The organism is Mesorhizobium sp. YR577 (assembly GCF_900116595.1).
In the GTDB taxonomy this organism is placed as follows: Bacteria; Pseudomonadota; Alphaproteobacteria; order Rhizobiales; family Rhizobiaceae; genus Mesorhizobium_M.
Genome location: NZ_FPBI01000010.1, coordinates 19215 through 36709, shown reverse-complemented (window position 1 = coordinate 36709; position 17495 = coordinate 19215). Strand labels below are relative to the sequence as shown.

At 61.8% G+C, this 17495-nt stretch carries 15 protein-coding genes and 1 other RNA gene; 6 read left to right on the top strand and 10 right to left on the bottom strand.

What is annotated here, in order from left to right:
- Window positions 1-212 precede the first annotated feature (212 nt).
- Window positions 213-1328 (top strand): cystathionine gamma-lyase, encoded by a 1116-nt coding sequence (locus BM413_RS15730; protein ID WP_091914665.1) that lies wholly within the window; start codon window positions 213-215, stop codon window positions 1326-1328.
- Between the two features lie 5 nt (window positions 1329-1333).
- On the opposite strand, the gene BM413_RS15725 is transcribed toward BM413_RS15730, so the two are convergent.
- The 8 genes from BM413_RS15725 to BM413_RS15690 all read right to left on the bottom strand — a co-directional run bounded on the left by BM413_RS15725 (window position 1334) and on the right by BM413_RS15690 (window position 6025).
- Window positions 1334-1636, bottom strand: coding sequence for a type II toxin-antitoxin system RelE/ParE family toxin (locus BM413_RS15725; RefSeq protein WP_091914663.1), 303 nt, complete (start codon window positions 1634-1636; stop codon window positions 1334-1336).
- Window positions 1636-1905 (bottom strand): type II toxin-antitoxin system ParD family antitoxin, encoded by a 270-nt coding sequence (locus tag BM413_RS15720; protein WP_091914662.1) that lies wholly within the window; start codon window positions 1903-1905, stop codon window positions 1636-1638. The genes BM413_RS15725 and BM413_RS15720 overlap by 1 nt, the downstream gene beginning before the upstream one ends.
- A 152-nt stretch (window positions 1906-2057) precedes the next feature.
- Window positions 2058-2457: RNase P RNA component class A (gene rnpB / locus BM413_RS15715), an RNA gene on the bottom strand.
- Between the two features lie 158 nt (window positions 2458-2615).
- A complete protein-coding gene (locus BM413_RS15710; protein ID WP_091914661.1) occupies window positions 2616-3338 on the bottom strand; it encodes a transglycosylase SLT domain-containing protein in 723 nt (240 codons plus the stop codon).
- Between the two features lie 188 nt (window positions 3339-3526).
- A complete protein-coding gene (locus BM413_RS15705) occupies window positions 3527-4291 on the bottom strand; it encodes a peptidoglycan recognition protein family protein (RefSeq protein WP_091914660.1) in 765 nt (254 codons plus the stop codon).
- Window positions 4288-5007 carry a J domain-containing protein gene (locus BM413_RS15700; protein ID WP_091914659.1) on the bottom strand — a complete coding sequence of 240 codons (720 nt, stop codon included), beginning with the start codon at window positions 5005-5007 and terminating at the stop codon, window positions 4288-4290. The genes BM413_RS15705 and BM413_RS15700 overlap by 4 nt, the downstream gene beginning before the upstream one ends.
- Window positions 5008-5141: 134 nt before the next feature.
- Entirely contained in the window at window positions 5142-5348 is a 207-nt protein-coding gene (locus tag BM413_RS15695) for a hypothetical protein (RefSeq protein WP_091914658.1), read from the bottom strand.
- Between the two features lie 155 nt (window positions 5349-5503).
- On the bottom strand, window positions 5504-6025 hold the full coding sequence (locus BM413_RS15690; protein WP_091914657.1) for a winged helix DNA-binding protein: 522 nt from the start codon (window positions 6023-6025) through the stop codon (window positions 5504-5506).
- Window positions 6026-6138: 113 nt separating this feature from the next.
- Between BM413_RS15690 and BM413_RS15685 the strand changes: the two genes are divergently transcribed.
- From BM413_RS15685 to BM413_RS15675, 3 genes are all read left to right on the top strand, one after another.
- The gene (locus tag BM413_RS15685) at window positions 6139-10023 is read left to right on the top strand and encodes a hydantoinase B/oxoprolinase family protein (protein ID WP_091914656.1); all 3885 of its coding nucleotides are present in this window, start codon (window positions 6139-6141) and stop codon (window positions 10021-10023) included.
- 199 nt (window positions 10024-10222) lie between these two features.
- The gene (locus BM413_RS15680) at window positions 10223-11515 is read left to right on the top strand and encodes a BtaA family protein (RefSeq protein ID WP_091914655.1); all 1293 of its coding nucleotides are present in this window, start codon (window positions 10223-10225) and stop codon (window positions 11513-11515) included.
- Entirely contained in the window at window positions 11515-12171 is a 657-nt protein-coding gene (locus BM413_RS15675; RefSeq protein WP_091914654.1) for a class I SAM-dependent methyltransferase, read from the top strand. Before BM413_RS15680 ends, BM413_RS15675 begins: the two co-directional genes overlap by 1 nt.
- Before the next feature lie 3 nt (window positions 12172-12174).
- Here BM413_RS15675 and BM413_RS15670 read toward each other — a convergent pair whose 3' ends face one another.
- Window positions 12175-13563 (bottom strand): serine hydrolase domain-containing protein, encoded by a 1389-nt coding sequence (locus tag BM413_RS15670; RefSeq protein ID WP_091914652.1) that lies wholly within the window; start codon window positions 13561-13563, stop codon window positions 12175-12177.
- Window positions 13564-13792: 229 nt separating this feature from the next.
- Between BM413_RS15670 and BM413_RS15665 the strand changes: the two genes are divergently transcribed.
- Complete coding sequence (locus BM413_RS15665) at window positions 13793-14611, top strand: glycoside hydrolase family 25 protein (RefSeq protein ID WP_091914649.1); 819 nt, start codon at window positions 13793-13795, stop codon at window positions 14609-14611.
- A 170-nt stretch (window positions 14612-14781) separates the two neighbouring features.
- Window positions 14782-15960, top strand: a complete 1179-nt coding sequence (locus BM413_RS15660; RefSeq protein ID WP_091914647.1) for a lytic murein transglycosylase — start codon at window positions 14782-14784, stop codon at window positions 15958-15960.
- Window positions 15961-16046: 86 nt separating this feature from the next.
- Here BM413_RS15660 and BM413_RS15655 read toward each other — a convergent pair whose 3' ends face one another.
- Complete coding sequence (locus tag BM413_RS15655) at window positions 16047-17264, bottom strand: alanine racemase (RefSeq protein WP_091914645.1); 1218 nt, start codon at window positions 17262-17264, stop codon at window positions 16047-16049.
- Between the last annotated feature and the right edge of the window lie 231 nt (window positions 17265-17495).

The following is a 17495-nucleotide window of genomic DNA, read 5'->3' as shown; positions in this document are numbered from 1 at the left end:
GCATGGGCCAATATGGGCGTCAACGGGAATGGACTACACAACGACTGCCACGCCGCCGCTTTCAGCGGCTTTGACGGCATTGCCACCTTTATCGTCCATTAAGCCTAACGAACCGTTTAGAAGCGTCTGGCCCAGCACCACTCACCTTGCCCGCGCCAGCCGACCAGAATAGCGTTGCAAGGAACCGCAAACCTGCCGAAAGCCTTGAAAGCATGTCCGAAGACAGCCATTCGCGCGCCGCATCTCTTGCCCATCTGCGCGGCAGAAAGCTCGAACGCGGCGAGCCGATTCCCCTGCCCCTGACGATGTCGGCAACGTTTCACGCCCCCGGTGATTCGACCGGCTTTCACCAATATGGCCGCTTCTCCAATCCGACCTGGGATGCCGTGGAGGAATTGCTCACCCATCTGGAAGACGCGCCGAGCGTCGCCTTCCCTTCCGGCATGGCGGCGATCGCAGCGGTATTCTTTGCAATGCTCAAATCCGGCGACCGCATTCTCCTGCCAGCCGACGGCTATCACACGACCCGCATCCTCGCCGACAGGTTCCTGGGCAAGCTTGGCGTCGAGTTGGACGTCCGGCCCACCGCGACCTTCCTCGATGGCGGGTTTTCCGGCTATCGGCTGGTCTTCATCGAAACACCATCCAACCCGACGCTCGACATCTGCGATATCACCGCGGTTGCCGAAGCCGTCCACGCCGCCGGCGCAATCCTCGTCGCCGACAACACCACCATGACGCCCTACGGCCAGCGCCCGCTCGACCTCGGCGCGGATATCGTCGTGGCAGCCGACACCAAGGCGCCGAACGGCCACTCCGATGCCCTGTTCGGCCATGTCGCCAGCCGCGACGCCGATATCATCACAGCCATCAAGGATTGGCGCCAGACTTCCGGCAGCATCCCGAGCCCGTTCGATGCCTGGCTGGTGCATCGCGGCCTTGAAACGCTGGAAGTGCGGTTCGACCGCATGTGCTCATCCGCTGAAGTGATAGCGCGACGCCTGAAAGAGCATCCGGCGGTGAAACTCGTGCGCTTTCCAGGTCTTGAAGGAGACCCTTCGCACAATCTCGCCCGCGCCCAGATGGAACGCTTCGGCTTTCTGATCAGCATCGTGCTTGATTCGGAGGACCAGGCGGAAGACTTCATCAATGGCTGCACCTTGATGCAGGCGGCCACGTCCTTCGGCAGCGTCCACACATCGGCCGAGCGCCGCAACAAGCGCGGCGACGCAGTGCCGCCGGGCTTCGTGCGCATCGCGATCGGCTGCGAGCCGGCAGAGGAGCTTTGGACGGCGATCAAGGCTTCGCTGGATAATGTGAGCGGCTGAACCGATCAGGCTTCGAGATCGTCGGCGGTGATGTCGCGCTTGCCGTGAAGGACGCGGAGGATTTCGATGTGATCTGCGGCGATCCGGTAGAAGGTCAGATATTCGCCCATGACCAGATGCCTGATGCTTGCCGCAATGTCGGTTCGCTCCATGCCTGAATAAGGTTGCGTCGCAAGCAGTTCCCAACGAGCCTGAAATCTGTCGAGAAGACGGTCAGCTGCAGCCTCGTTATTCGCTGCGACGTAAAGCCAGATGTCGATCAAATCTTCTTCTGCGCGGGCGGACTTCCTTACCGGCAGATATGTCATCAGCGGCTCTTTGCCAGTCGGCTACGCGCTTCTTTCTTGATCTCATCCATCGAGGAGAACCGCCCCGGCCCGCTATCAATCCCCTCCTGAATCAGCGTCCGCAACTCCTCTATCGAATACCCGAACAGGTCGCGGCGCTCCTTCCACTGGCGTAGCGCGTCGCGGATGACTTCGCTGGCCGACGCATATTCGCCCGCTGCAACGGCGTCATCGACACTCGCCGCGAGTTCCGGCGAAAGCGTGATGCTGCGTTTGTCGACATGTCCCATGACGCATCTCCTTTGACCAAAATGGTACGATTAAATCGTACCACATTCAAGAAGCACCATTGAGCAGGCCAAACCGATTCATCGCGCGAAGTCGATGAATCAACGCGCCTGGAAAACCGCGCAAGCCGCTGAAACAGAAGAGTTTAAGTTAAAATGCCAGCCGGCCTGTAAGCCGGGTTCTGTATGGCCCTTGCACCTTGCGGCGCAAAAACGTGGCGGCCATTCGTCTTGGACGCATGTTGCCATGCGCCTCATGCAACCTACCCGGATGGCGGGGCCGGAAACAGCCCTGAGAGGTTTCCCCCTCATACCATCCCTATTCGGTTTTGCTCCCGGTGGGGTTTACCTTGCCGCTCCTGTTGCCAGTCGCGCGGTGGGCTCTTACCCCACCCTTTCACCCTTACCGCGCAAAGCGCGGCGGTTTGCTTTCTGTGGCACTTTCCCTGGGGTCGCCCCCGCCGGTCGTTATCCGGCACCGTGTTTCCATGGAGCCCGGACTTTCCTCACCCGCAGCCTTTCGGCTCTCGCTGGTGCGGCCGCCCGGCCGGCTGGCAATGCGTATAAAGGGGTTCGCGCCCGAAAAGGCAAATGAAAAAGCCTGCTTTTTCAAGCAGGCTTCATGCATTCCACGGCAATAGTGACCAGAGGTCGTTTGATAACTCGCCCTGCCGCGTCAGATGACCGTCAGGGTAGAGTTAGCAGGCGGCCTCTTAGTTCATGGCAAGCTGCTGCTTGACCTTGCTGCAATAGGCCGACGAAACCGGGTTCATGCGGGTGGCGGCATGGCCGGCATTGTACTTCAGAACCGTTCCGCAGGTGGTGCCGCCGCCTAGCGAATGGGCCATGGCCAGATACTTCATGCCGAATTTGATGTTGGTCTCGGGATTGAACAATCCGCCGGCACCGCCGCTGTAGCCCATCATGCGGGCCGTCGACGGCTTGATCTGCATCAGCCCGATTTCCCCGGCGCTGCCGCGCGCATTTGGATTGTAATTGCTTTCAACGCGGATGACGGCATGGGCGAGCGACACCGGCACGCCGTAGGTTGCGGCATAACGAGCAACGATGCTGCTATACTGTGCACCGGCATATTTCTGCGTGTTCGCGCCCTTCTTGCCGATCGAAGCAGTCTGCGTCATGTCGATCTCGGTCTTCTTGCCGCTCTTGCGGCTCTTCATGACCACCTGCTTGACCTTCGAACCACTCTTCTGAGCCTTGGCCTTCCTCACGCCGTCCGTCTTCTTGACGCTCGTCGTCTTCTTCACGTCCCGCTTCGAGACCTTCGCATCCGCGACCTTGACGTTCGCCTTTCCCTTGACCGAAGGCACGACGACGACATTTTCATCTTTTCTTGTGGAAGCGGCTTCCGCATTCGCGGCAAAGCCTATCAAGCCGACAGCAAAAGCTGCCGTGAGAACGGTCAGTTTCTTCATGATTACCTAATCTGTTTATTGGCCGCGTGAAGAAATCACGCAGCAACCCTTACTCAACGGCAAGCTATCTTGGGGACATCTTCACCATCTGCACGGCGATGGGTTTGCCGGTCGATTTGGCGGCAATGAAGGCCGGCAAAGTAACTTTAGGTTACACTTTGTAACGCCGCCTCTATCGCAGGTATACTTCAGGCGGAACTGGCCGGCAGTTTGGACAGCAGGCGGCGCAGTGTTTCAACGGTGGCGGGATCGGCAATGCCGTCTACCCTGCTGACGCGAAAGTGGCGCTGGAACGCAGCGACCACGATTTCAGTCCGAGAATCAAAAATTCCAGTGATTTCAATCCCATAACCGTAGAGCGCGAGCATCGACTGCAGCCTTTCGACGGCAACGCCCTCGTCCCCGGGCTTCAGCATCGAGCCCTTGCGCGTGCGGGCCGGCTCGATGAAATGGCCGACGCCTGCATGCGCCAGAATTCGCCATGGAAATTTTTCGCCGGGGTCCACCTTGCGACCCGGTGCCACATCAGAATGCGCTAAAATTCTTTCAGGCACGATGCCATGGCGCCCGGAAATTCCACCACAAAGCCCGATAACTGCCTCAATCTGCCCCTTTGGAAAGGCCTTGTAACCCAGGGTATGGCCCGGATTGACGATCTCGATTCCGACCGACCAGGAGTTTATGTCGGTCTCGCCGCGCCAGGAACTCTTGCCGGCATGCCAGGCGCGATCGCTTTCGCGCACCATCTGAACGATGCGCCCATCCTCATGCACCAGATAGTGCGAAGACACTTCGCTCGCCGGATCGCACAGCCAAGCCTCGGCCGCTTCGCCCGTCGCCATCCCGGTGTAGTGGAGAATAATCATGTCCGGCCGGTCGGTGCCACGGCGCGGCGTGGAATTCGGTGAAACGCGGATCTCGGCGCCGGGATGATCGGGCGGAAATCCGCTCATGCGGCGCGCGCTCCGCGCTCGATCATTTCATACGCAGCATTGATCGCCGCAACGCGCGTCGTGGCGATCTTGATAAACTCCTCCGGCAAACCGCGGCCGATCAGCTTGTCCGGATGGTTGTTTGCGACCAGCGTGAGATAATGCTTGCGCACATCCTTGAAAGGCTTTCCGCGCTCGATACCGAGAACGACATAAGGGTCAGCATCACCGAGATCGAGATGCCGCGACAGGATGGTCTGATAATGCGCCTCCTCGATCCGGAAAATCTCCGAAACGCGCTTCAGAAACAGGCTCTCGCGCTCATGCAGCACACCGTCCGACTTGGCGATGTGGAACAGCCCGTCGAGGATATCTTCCAGCATGGCGCAGTTCTGATGGCCCGAGCCGCAAAGCCCGGCCATGCGCTGCGCATAAGTTTCGAAGCCCGCGACATCCTGCTTGGCGAGATCGTAAAGCCGCGCGACATTGTGCGCTTCCTTCGGCGGAATCTCGAAAATCTCGCGGAAAGCGCGGATTTCGTCCTGCGTCACCACGCCGTCGGCTTTCGCCATCTTGGCCGATAGCGCGATCATCGCCACCGAAAAGGATACGCGGCGGCGCAGTTCTGCGTCTCCCTCGAACACCGTTCGCACCGCCTCGACGACATCGGCGATGCCGGATGCTGCGGAAGCGGAAACGCGGTTGATGAAGTCGCCTATGCTGGCCCAAATCGACATAAGCCGCTTCTTAAGGTGAAACGGCTTTCTTGGCGAGGCAGAATCCGAAGGTTGCGACAAAAGGAAAGGCCGGGTTTCCCCGGCCTTTCACGGCAGCCTGAGCCGCCATACTCTGATTTACGCGTACTCAGTGGTTACTGCGCAGGCGCGGCAGGCTGAGTGGTCGTACCGCCAGTGCCCGTGCTGGTGTCAGGTGCGGGAGCCGCTGCCGGCGGCGTTGCCGGTTCGGTCGTGGCGGGCGGTGTGGTGCTCTGCGTCGTCGTGCTGTCGGAGCTGTCGCTGCACGCGGCAATACCGAAAAGCGCGACGGCGGAAACTGACGCAAGAATAAGCTTCTTCATAATATCTCTCCTTCACAAACAACGCCTGATTTATCAGACGGTCGTGTTCAAAATGTGCAAACTATTGTTTGGGTTGCGTCACTTACGCTGACACGAAGAAACATTTCGTCAAATGCCGGAACACTTTAGCACTTCGGCAAATAGACTTTCCGTGCCTAGAGACTCGCCGCACCACGTGCTGCCTGATCGTATTGCCCGGATAATGTGCGCATGAGCGCCGCGATGCCGCTCATCTCCGCCTCATCGAATTTCAGCCCTTTAATGCTGGAAACCAGCAGCGCCTCGCGCACTTCGCGATAGCGCCGACACGCGGCAGCGCCCTCCTCCGTCACCTTGACGGTCTTTTCCTTGCCGCGCCGCCCGGTCTCGATCAGCCCGAGCCCTTCCAGTTTCTTAAGCGCATAAGCCACCACATGGGTGTCTTCGATGTTGTACATCATGCAGATGTCGGCCAGCGTCTTCTCGCGGCCCCGGTGGTTGGTGGCATGCAGGATCAGCACGTCAAGCGGCGCAAGGCCGGGAAGTCCGGCAGCACCCATGCAGCGCGCCATCCAGCGCTGGAATGCGTTGCCCAGGATGGTCAGCGCGAATTCCATCTCCGAAAGCGCCGGCATGGCGCCATCGGCCAGATGCGCGGCCGCAACGACCGGGCCGACGAGGGGGTTCGTTTCAGTCATCAGCGCAGAGCCTCAATTACATTTTATCGACAAAACATTGACGAAATGGCCTCGTTTTGCTGTATAGCAGTCTTGGCCCTGATATCCAAGATCGATTGCCGGGAGACGCTTGAATGAACGCCAAGACGTGGGATTTCTGGATCGATCGCGGCGGCACATTCACCGATGTCATCGGCCGCGACCCGGAAGGTGGGCTTCATCCACGCAAGCTGCTGTCGGAAAATCCCGAAGCCTATAGCGACGCCGCCATCCAGGGCATTCGCGACCTGCTCGGCGTAAAGTCCGGCGAGGAAGTTCCGTCCCAGCGCATCGGCGACATCAAGATGGGCACGACGGTCGCCACCAATGCGCTGCTGGAACGCAAGGGCGACCGCGTCCTCCTGCTCATCACCAAGGGTTTTCGCGACGCGCTGCGCATTGCCTATCAGGCCCGCCCCGACATTTTCGCCAAGGAGATCATTCTCCCCGAACAGCTCTATGAGCGTGTCATCGAAGTCGAGGAGCGGGTTCGCGCCGACGGTACGGTGGAACGCTTGCTCGACATAGCTGCCGTCAAGCCCGCGATCGAACAGGCCAAGGCCGACGGCATCGACGCCGTCGCCATCGTCTTCATGCATGCCTGGAAATTCCCCGAGCACGAGCAGGTCGTGGCAAAGGTCTGCCGCAAGATCGGCTTCGGCCAGGTGTCGGTCAGCCACGAGGTCTCGCCACTGGTGAAGCTGGTCGGGCGGGGCGACACGACGGTGGTGGACGCCTATCTGTCGCCGATCCTGTCGCGTTATGTCAGCCGGGTGGCTGGGGAGTTGGGCATTGTCTCCCCCCTTGAGGGGGAGATGTCGCCGCAGGCGACAGAGGGGGTCGGTCAAGGCAGCGCTCGGCGCAAGGAAACGTCGAGCACTGCCGCTACGACCCCACCCGGCGACTTCGTCGCCACCCTCCCCTCGAGGGGGAGGGAAACACCCCGCCTGATGTTCATGATGTCCTCCGGAGGGCTCACTGCCGCTGACATGTTCCAGGGCAAGGACGCGCTGCTGTCCGGCCCGGCCGGCGGCGTCGTCGGCATGGTCGAGACCGCAAAAATCGCCGGCTTCGAAAAGGTCATCGGCTTCGACATGGGCGGCACCTCGACCGATGTCGCGCATTATGACGGCGAATATGAGCGCGCCTTCGACACCGAGGTCGCCGGCGTGCGCGTGCGCGCGCCGATGATGCGCATCCACACGGTGGCTGCCGGTGGCGGCTCGATCCTGCATTTCGAGGCAGGCCGCTTCCGCGCCGGCCCGGATTCGGCCGGCGCCAATCCCGGTCCCGCCTGCTATCGCCGCGGCGGGCCGCTCGCCGTCACCGACGCCAATGTCATGCTCGGCAAACTCCAGCCCGATTTCTTCCCGGCGATCTTCGGGCGCGATCAGGACCAGCCCCTCGATACCGATGTGGTCCGCCAGAAATTCGAGGCGCTTGCCGCCGAGATCGGCGATGGCCGCAGCCCGGAATCGGTGGCGGAAGGCTTCGTCATCATCGCCGTCGAGAACATGGCCAACGCCATCAAGAAGATTTCCGTCCAGCGCGGCTATGACGTGACCGAATATCTGCTGAACTGCTTCGGCGGCGCCGGCGGCCAGCATGCCTGCCTGGTGGCCGACGCGCTGGGGATGGAGGCTGTGCTCATCCACCCCTTCTCCGGCTTGCTCTCGGCCTATGGCATCGGCCTGTCGTCTGTCTTCGCCTCGCGTCAGCAGGCACTGCTGAAGCCGCTGACCGAAGAGTCGCTCAGCGCAATCAACGACATGATCGCTGCCCTGCGCAAGGACACGCTTGCCGAACTCACCAATCAGGGCATAGCCGAGGAAAACGTCGCGTGGCGGCCAGTGCTGCATATCCGCTACGACGGCACCGACACAGCTTTGCCGGTCAATTTCGAGGCCGGCTCGGTGGCGCAGGCCGTCGGCGACTTCGAGGCCGCGCACAAGGCGCAGTTCGGCTTCGTCTACGACAACAAGCCGATGATCGTCGAAGCCGTCGGCGTTGAGGGCACTGACAGCAGCGGGCAAGATAAGACGGAAGCCTACGCTCCCGCAGGACCAGCAAAGGTTGAGGCGAAGCCATCGGAAACCCGCCGCCTCTACACCGAAGGCCAATGGCACGAGGCGGGCATCTACCGCCGCGAAGATTTGCGTCCGTCCTGCCTCATTTCCGGCCCGGCGCTGATTATCGAAAGCCACCAGACCATCGTTGTCGAACCGGGCTGGCGGGCCGAAATTACCAACCAGAACCACGTTGTCATTCGCCGCATGAGCAAAAAGCGCCGTCAAGCGGCGCTTGGCACCGAGGCCGATCCGGTAATGCTGGAGGTGTTCAACAACCTCTTCATGTCGATCGCCGAGCAGATGGGCGTCACGCTGCAGAACACCGCCTATTCCGTCAACATCAAGGAGCGGCTGGATTTCTCCTGCGCCGTCTTCGACCGCACCGGCGCGCTGGTCGCCAACGCGCCGCATATGCCGGTTCATCTCGGCTCCATGGACCGCTCGGTGGAAACGATCATCCGCCTCAACGAGGGCGATATCCACCCCGGCGACGTCTTCGCGCTGAATGCTCCTTATAATGGCGGCACGCATCTGCCGGATATCACGGTGGTGACGCCGGTGTTTTCCCTCCCCCTTGAGGGGAGGGTGGCCGCGGAGCGGCCGGGTGGGGTCGCCGCGGCAGTGCTCGACGTTCTGGCGGTGCCTTCTGAAAGTACCCCCTCCGCCGCCTCCGGCGTCACCTCCCCCTCGACGGGGGAGGAAATCCTCTTCTACGTCGCCTCGCGCGGCCATCACGCCGATGTCGGCGGCACAGCACCCGGCTCGATGACGCCGCTGGCGACGACGGTCGACGAGGAAGGCATCCTGATCGATAATTTCCGGCTCGTCGAACGCGGGAAATTCCGCGAGGCCGAACTTGAGCATCTGCTGACCGACCACCCCTACCCAGCCCGCAACCCACACCAGAACATAGCCGACCTGAAGGCGCAGATTGCCGCCAACGAGAAGGGCGTGGCCGAGTTGCGCAAGATGGTCGCGCATTTCGGGTTGGACGTGGTCGAAGCCTATATGGGCCATGTCCAAGACAATGCCACTGAGAGCGTGCGCCGCGTGCTGGAGCGACTGCCGGACAGTTCGGAATATGAATATCCGACCGACACCGGCCAGGTCATCAAGGTGAAGATCACCGTCGACCGCGACAAGCGCGAGGCGACCGTCGATTTCACCGGCACCTCGCCCGTGATGAAGAACAATTTCAATGCGCCGGAGCCGGTGGCACGCGCGGCGGTGCTCTATGCCTTCCGCGTCATGGTCGAGGACATGATCCCGATGAATGCCGGCTGCCTGCGGCCCATCAACATCATCATTCCCGATGGCTGCATGCTGCGGCCGAGCTATCCGGCGGCGGTCGTGGCCGGCAATGTCGAGACCTCGCAGCACGTCACCAATGCGATATTCGGCGCCATGGGCGCGCTGGCCAATGCGCAGGGCACGATGAACAACCTGACCTATGGCAACAAGAAGTATCAATATTACGAGACGATCTGTTCCGGCTCGCCGGCCGGCCAGATGAACAGCGGCCGCGGTTTTGCCGGCACGTCGGGCGTCCACACCCACATGACCAATTCGCGCCTGACCGACCCGGAAATCCTCGAACTGCGCTTCCCGGTTCTGCTCGAGGACTTTCACATTCGCGAAGGCACCGGCGGCAAGGGCAAGTGGAACGCCGGCGACGGCACCAAACGCACCATCCGCTTCCTCGAAAAGATGGAATGCGCGATCCTCTCCAGCCATCGCGCGGCTCCGCCGCGCGGCGTGAATGGCGGCGGCAATGGTGAGGTCGGCTCGACCAAAGTCCGCCGCAATGATGGCTCGGTCGAGATGCTGAAAGCCTGCGACCAGACCGTGCTGCAGCCCGGAGAGGCGGTGATCGTGACCACGCCGACGCCGGGAGGGTTTGGGGAGGGTTGAGGCGGGGCGCGACGCCCACCTCCCCCTTGAGGGGAGGTCGCCGCATAGCGGCGGGTGGGGTCGCCGCGACGTTCCTTTTGCGCCGAGTTCGGCATGAACCGACCCCACCCGCCTCGCTACGCTCGCCGACCTCCCCTCAAGGGGGAGGTGAGCGCTGGCGCGATCCCCTCCTTCGCCGTCAAACTGTCACCGCCCTGTCATGACGCTGCGCTACCCGCTTGCAACAACGCAAACGGGGAATCGCCTTGCCATGACCGACGTCTCTTCGGAAATCGGTTTCGCCCGCAACAAGCGCCTTGGAAAAGCCGTCTACCAGAACCGCGCTTTGTCGAAGGAAGGGCTATCCGAGCGCCTGTTCACTCTGCTCTTCTCCGGCCTCGTCTATCCGCAGATATGGGAAGACCCGGATGTCGACATGGAGGCCATGGAACTGGGGCAAGGCCACAGCATCGTCACCATCGCGTCTGGCGGCTGCAATGTGCTGGCTTACCTGACGCGCTCGCCGGCCAGGATCGATGCCGTCGATCTCAACACCGCCCATATCTCGCTGAACCGCATGAAGCATGCGGCGGTGCGCCATTTGCCTTCGCATGCTGACCTGTTCCGTTTCTTCGGCAGCGCCGGCAACAGCCACAATTCCGTCGCTTACGACCAGTTCGTCGCGCCCAATCTCGACCGCACCAGCCGGACCTATTGGGAAAAGCGCAACTGGCGCGGAAAACGCCGCATCGCTGCCTTCGACGGCAATTTCTACCAGAAGGGCCTGCTCGGCCTGTTCATCGCCGCCGGCCATCGCGTCGGCCGCCTCTACGGCGTCGACGTGAGTGGGCTGATGTCGGCAAAGACCTTGGAGGAACAGCGCCGCTTCTTCGACGAGAAGATCGCACCGGTCTTTCAGAAGCGCATGCTGCGCTGGGCAACCGCGCGAAAGTCATCGTTGTTCGGCCTCGGCATTCCGCCCGCGCAATATGATTCGCTGATCACCTCCGGCGACGGCACCATGGCCAGCGTGCTGCATGAGCGGCTGGAAAAGCTCGCCTGCCATTTTCCGCTGAAGGATAACTACTTTGCCTGGCAGGCCTTCGCCCGCCGCTACCCTGAGCCGGGCGAGGCTGCCCTGCCCGCTTATCTCGAAGCGGAAAACTACGACACGATCCGCAGCAATCTCGACCGCGTGTCGATCCACCATGCCAATTTCACCGAGCTTCTGGCGCAGAAATCGGCCGGTTCCGTCGACCGCTTCGTGCTTCTCGACGCACAGGACTGGATGAGCGACGACCAGCTCAACGCGCTGTGGACCGAAATCACCCGCACCGCAGCCCCCGGCGCGCGCGTCATCTTCCGCACCGCTGCCGAGCCGAGCCTCCTGCCGGGTCGTGTCTCGACGGCTTTGCTTGACCAGTGGCGCTACGACGAAGCCCGCTCGCAGGATTTCTCGGCCCGCGACCGCTCGGCGATCTATGGCGGCTTCCATCTCTACGTGAAGAACTGATGAGCGCGACCGACACCGCCAGCCATTCGAACCTGATGGACGGCGTCTACCGCCATCAGCGCCATATCTACGACCTGACGCGCAAATACTATCTACTGGGCCGCGACCAACTTATCGATGGGCTGGATGTGCCGGCGGGCGGCACGGCGCTGGAACTGGGCTGCGGCACCGGCCGCAACATCGTTCTGGCGGCGCGGCGGTACCGCGGTGCAAAATTCTTCGGCCTCGATATTTCGAACGAAATGCTGGAGACGGCAAAAATCTCCATTGCCCGTGAAGGCATTGCCGGCCGCGTCGCGCTCGCACAAGGCGATGCCACCGCCTTCGACACCAGGGCGCTGTTCGGAGAAACCGGTTTCGACCGCGTCTTCATTTCCTATTCGCTGTCGATGATCCCCGGCTGGGAAAAGGCCGTGGGTGCAGCCCTTGCAGGCCTCAAACCCGGCGGCTCGCTGCACATCGTCGATTTCGGCCAACAAGAGCGCCTGCCGCTCTGGTTCCGCACGGTACTGCATGCATGGCTGGCCAAATTCCACGTCGAACCGCGTGCGACGCTCCGGCAGGTGCTGGAATCAGAATGCGAGAAGCAGGCCGCAAGCCTTTCTTTCGAAACGCTTTATCGGGGATACGCGGTGAAGGCGGTCATCAAGTCGTAAGCGTTACTCCAGCGCCTTCGCCAGCGCCGCAACCATCGCCTGCGGCTTGTAGCCGAGCTTGGCCGGTGTCAGTCCCAGCCGCACCACGATGAGCTTCTGCGACGGGATGATCGCCACCGACTGACCATCATGGCCCTGCATCCAGAAGGTGTCGGCCGGGAGTTCGATGCCGGCGTCGGGATCGTCCTCGACCGAGCCGGAACCTTCCGGCCCCTGCAGCCAGAGCTGGCCGCGGCCATATTCGCCCTCGGAAGCCGGTGCCTCCTCGCGCATCCACGAGACGAAACCGGCAGGCAGGATCTGCGTGCCGTTCCAAACGCCGTCGTCGGCGAGAAACTGGCCGAAGCGGGCCCAATCATGCGCCGTGGCATAGAGATAGGACGAGCCGACGAAAGTGCCGCGCGCGTCGGTTTCCAGCACGGCGGTGTTCATGCCGAGCGGGTCGAACAGAGCCTTGCGCGGCCATGCCAGCGCCTGCGTCTTGTCTCCAACCGCCTGCTGCCAGAGCTTCGACAGCATCACCGTCGTGCCGGACGAGTAGCTCCACACCTTGCCGACCTCGCCGACCAGCGGCTTGGCCGAGGCGAAGGCCGACATGTCGGGTTCAAGGTAGAGCATCCGCGTGACGTCGGTGACGTCGCCATAATCCTCGTTGAATTCGAGGCCGGACGACATCGCCATCATGTCGGCAAGGCTGATCCTGGCGCGGCCATCGGCCTTCCATGGCTCGAACAGGCCGGTGGCGTCGGTCGTCATCTTGCCGTCGTTGACCAGCGTGCCGATGATCGCTGCCGTCACAGTCTTGGTCATCGACCAGCCGAGCAGCGGTGTGGAGGCCGAAAAACCCTCGCCATAGCGCTCGCCGACAACGCGGCCGTTCTTGACTACCACCACCGCGCGCATGCCGGGACCGGTCGCGCCAGCATCGTCGAGGATCGCGGTAACGGCGGGGTTCTGCGACGGCTCCACACGCTCGCCCTGCGGCCAGAGCGCGTCGGTCTGCGTAACTTCCGCCGGCGGCTCCAGCGCGAAAGCCTTGGCCGCGGCGACATCGCCATCGGGAACCGCAGCACAGCCGCCATTGTCGCGCGCGACCGAAAGCGACTTGCCGAATATGCCGAACAGCCCGGCCGAGACGGTGCCCTTTTCCGTATCGACGCTGACCGACATCAGCCGCAGAAGCGGGTGGCCGGGGGCCTGCACGTCCACCTTCAACACTTCATTCGCATCGCGGCCGGCAACGAAGACGTTGGAGCAGACCATTTTTGCCGCATAGCCCGAGCCGACGCGGATCAGCTCCGGCGGCGCGAAATAGAGCCAGCCCGCCAGCGCCACAACCGCCAGCACGATGAGGCTCAGCAGCCACTTCATGATTCTCAGGAAAATCCGCATTGCCGTCGCCTCCTCGCAACGGCCACAAGGTCATGGATTTGCCGCCATTCGTCACGCAAATTTTATGAGGCACCAGGCGCCGTCAACCGAAAATCAACCATGATGGCGCAAGACGGAGCTTGGAGACTGCCGCGTGGGGCGGCAGGATCAGGCAATATCGTCTGCGTGGGTCACGGGGCACACGCTCAACTGAAATGTTCGGCCGGCACGCTTCGGCCAGGGAGACGCGATGCGCCGTCTTGCGGCTATCATCCTGCTGGCAGCGCTTGGCGGCTGCACGACGGTCGACGATCTGGCCCCGGTCAGTTCGCGCACTGTCAGCGGCGGCTCGGGCGGCATGCAGGCCGAAGTCATGGTGCGCTATCCGCGCTTCGGCGACAACGATCCGCATGACTGGACCGGCCGCAACCCGTGGCAGCACGCCGTGCACGGCACTGACGTGTCGAAATACCAGACGTCCATCGATTGGCAGAAGGCGCGCAGCAGCGGCATTTCCTTCGCCTTCATCAAGGCGACCGAGGGCGGCGACCGCGTCGACGATTATTTCGAAGAGCACTGGCGCAACACCAGGGCGGCCGGCATGCCGCGCAGCGCCTATCATTTCTACTATTTCTGCCGCCCGGCCGCCGAGCAGGCAGCCTGGTTCATCCGCAACGTGCCGCGTGACCGCTCGGCCCTGCCGCCGGTGCTCGACATGGAGTGGAACCCGCAGTCGCCGACCTGCAAGCTTCGTCCGCCAGCAGCCACCGTGCGCAGCGAAATGAAGACGTTCCTGGAGATCATCGAAAAGCACTACGGCAAGAAGCCGATCATCTACACTTCGATCGATTTCTTCGACGACAACCAGCTTGCCGGCTTTCTGGGCTACCCCTACTGGCTGCGCTCGGTGGCGGGACATCCGGCAGAGCGCTACGGCAGCCACCCCTTCACCTTCTGGCAGTATACCGGCACCGGCGTCGTGCCCGGCATCAAGGGCAACGCCGACATCAATGTCTTCAACGGCAGCGAAGCCCAGTGGAAGAAATGGCTGAAGGAAAACACCCGGTAAGAAGGTGTTACAGGCCGTCGATAAGTGAATATTCGCCCTTCTCACGCGAGCGTGAGAAAATCCGGCTTCCATCCGGCCAGATATGCGGCTAATTCGCGCCGTTGCCCGTTTTTTGCCATGTCCATTAGGCAAAGGTGATATCGAGGGCATCAAGGCTTGGAGTTGTATTTATGGTAGCACGCTTTACGGCGCTGGCGGCGCTTTTCGTGTCGTTTGTAGCAACACCTGTGATGGCACAGGAATGCGGCGGTGATTTTGCTGCCTGGAAGAAAGCGTTGCATGCCGAAGCGCAGGCCGCCGGCGTCGGCGAAAAAGGCCTGACTGCCCTCGACAATTCCGACATCGACCCGAAAGTGCTGCAGCGCGATCGCGCCCAGGGCGTGTTCAGCCAGACCTTCGCTGAATTTTCCGGCCGCATGATTTCGGACTACCGCCTCAAGCAGGGCGCGGCCAATCTCAAGAAATATGCCGACGTATTCGCCCGCGCCGAAAAGGAATTCGGTGTGCCGGGACCGGTGATTGCCGCCTTCTGGGCGCTGGAGACCGACTTCGGCGCCGTGCAGGGCGATTTCCACACGCTGAGCGCGCTCGTGACGCTGTCGCATGACTGCCGCCGGCCCCAGCTCTTCCGCCCGCAGATCATACCGCTGCTGACGCTGATCGACCGCGGCATCCTGCCCGCAGATGTCACCGGCGCATGGGCCGGCGAGATCGGCCAGACGCAGATCCTGCCCTCCGACTACCTGCTGCGCGGCGTCGATGGTGACGGCGACGGCATCGTCGACCTGCGCAACAGCGCGCCCGACGTCATCATGACCACCGGCAACAAGATCCTGTCGCGCGGCTGGAAGCGCGGCGAGCCATGGCTGATCGAAGTGCGCGTTCCCGACAATATGCCTTGGGAACAGACTGGCCGCACCAACAAGCTGCCGATGTCGCAGCTCATCGCCTGGGGCGTCACCGACCGCAACGGCAACCCGCTGAAGGACAATGGCCTGAAGGCCGGCGTCGTGCTGCCGATGGGCCACAAGGGCCCGGCCTTCCTGAGCTTCGACAATTACGACGTCTATCTCGAATGGAACCAGTCGATCACCTACACGCTGACGGCAGCGCATCTGGCGACCCGTCTCGCCGGCGAGCCACCCTTCGAGCGCCGCACCCCGGAAGCCGGCCTCACCGGCGACGCCATGAAGACCCTGCAGCAGAAGCTGCATGACAAGGGCTACGATGTCGGCGGCATCGACGGCATTTTGGGAACCAACACCCGCGAGGCGATCCGCCAGGAACAGATCAGGCTCGGCCTGCCCGTCGATGGCTGGCCGACGCCGGCACTGCTGGCGAATTTGTGAAAGAGTGAGTAGTGAGTAGTGAGTAGTGAAAGCTAGGGGCTGAAAACGCCGACACAAACACTACTCTCTATTCCCTACTCACTCTCTCAAGCCATCGTCTCCAAACTCGCAAAGCCCTGTGGCGCTTCGCCCTCGTCGAAGGGCGTGGTCACCTCGACGAATGTGTCGGGATAGAAGCCGTTGAAGCGCGTGCGCAGGGACAGCGAGTAGGCCCCAATATGGCCGATCTCGATCCAGTCGCCGGTGTCGATGGTTTCCGGCAGCCAGAAAGGCCGTGACAGAATATCGACGGAATCGCAGGTCGCGCCGCAGACCTTGAATGGCACGATCTTGCCTTCGTCGCCATTGCGCGAGCGGATCGCCGGATCGGGGATGAAGCGCGCAGGCAGCGTGATCTTTCCAGTCCAGGAATCCGACAAAGACGCCCAGATGCCGTCATTGATGTAGAGCCGCCTGCCCTTGCGCAGCAGCACGCGCACGATGAGCGAGAAGGCGCGCGCGACGATGACGCGGCCGGGCTCGGCCACCAGCGGCACGCCGTCGAACTGGTATTCCTTTATGTCGCCGCGCAGCCGCGACATGATCTGCCCGAGCGAAGGCATCTCCTGTTTCTTGCGGTTGGGGTCGTGACCGTATTCGGCCGGGAAACCACCACCGACATCCAGCCCGGCAATGTCGAAACTCAGCCGGTTGCGTATCCAGTCGGCCGACGCCAGCGCGCGCTCATAGGTGTCGGGATCCTCGATCTGGCTGCCGACGTGGAAGCAGATGCCGACCTTGTAGCCGGTCTTGTTCAGCCGCTCGGCCAGTTCGACCGCATAGGCCGGCCCGGCGCCGAATTTCTTCGACAATTCGTAGGCCGCAGATCCCTTGGTCTGGATGCGAACGAAAACGGTGATCGCGCCCGGATCGATATCGAGCGCCCGCACCACCCGCGTCACCTTGGTGATTTCGTCCTCATGGTCGATGGAAATGACGCGGATGCCGTATTTTTCCAGCGCCAGCCTGATATCTGACTGCGCCTTGACCGGATGCATGTAGAGCATTTCGGCATCGGCCGAGACGGCGCGCACGGCGGCAAACTCGCCCGGCGAAGCGACGTCGAAGGCGGTGACGCCGGCCTCGACCAGCGTTTTCAGGACCAGATTTTCCCCGTTGGTTTTCACGGCATAGGCAGTCTTGCCGGGAAACATCTCCATGAACTGCCTGGTGTCCTTCTTCAGAACCTCCGGCCTGAAGCAATAGACCGGATCGTCTGGACGAAGGGCAAGGGCTGCTGCTTTCGCATTGTCGAATCGCTGCATGCATCCTCCTCGAGGCAGTGGGCGCGAACTTAGAGCATGCAGCGAACAAAGGGAATCCGTTAGACCGCGACGATTAATTTCAATCATTCGCTTTTAGCGAACAGTTTCTGCGATATAATGCGTTGGATCGATTGATTGGAATGAGCGAGACCATGGCAATACCAGATTGGACTTTTTGCCATGAATGCCCATTCCCCGCTCGCCGCAACTGCCTCCGCAGCAGTTTCTTCT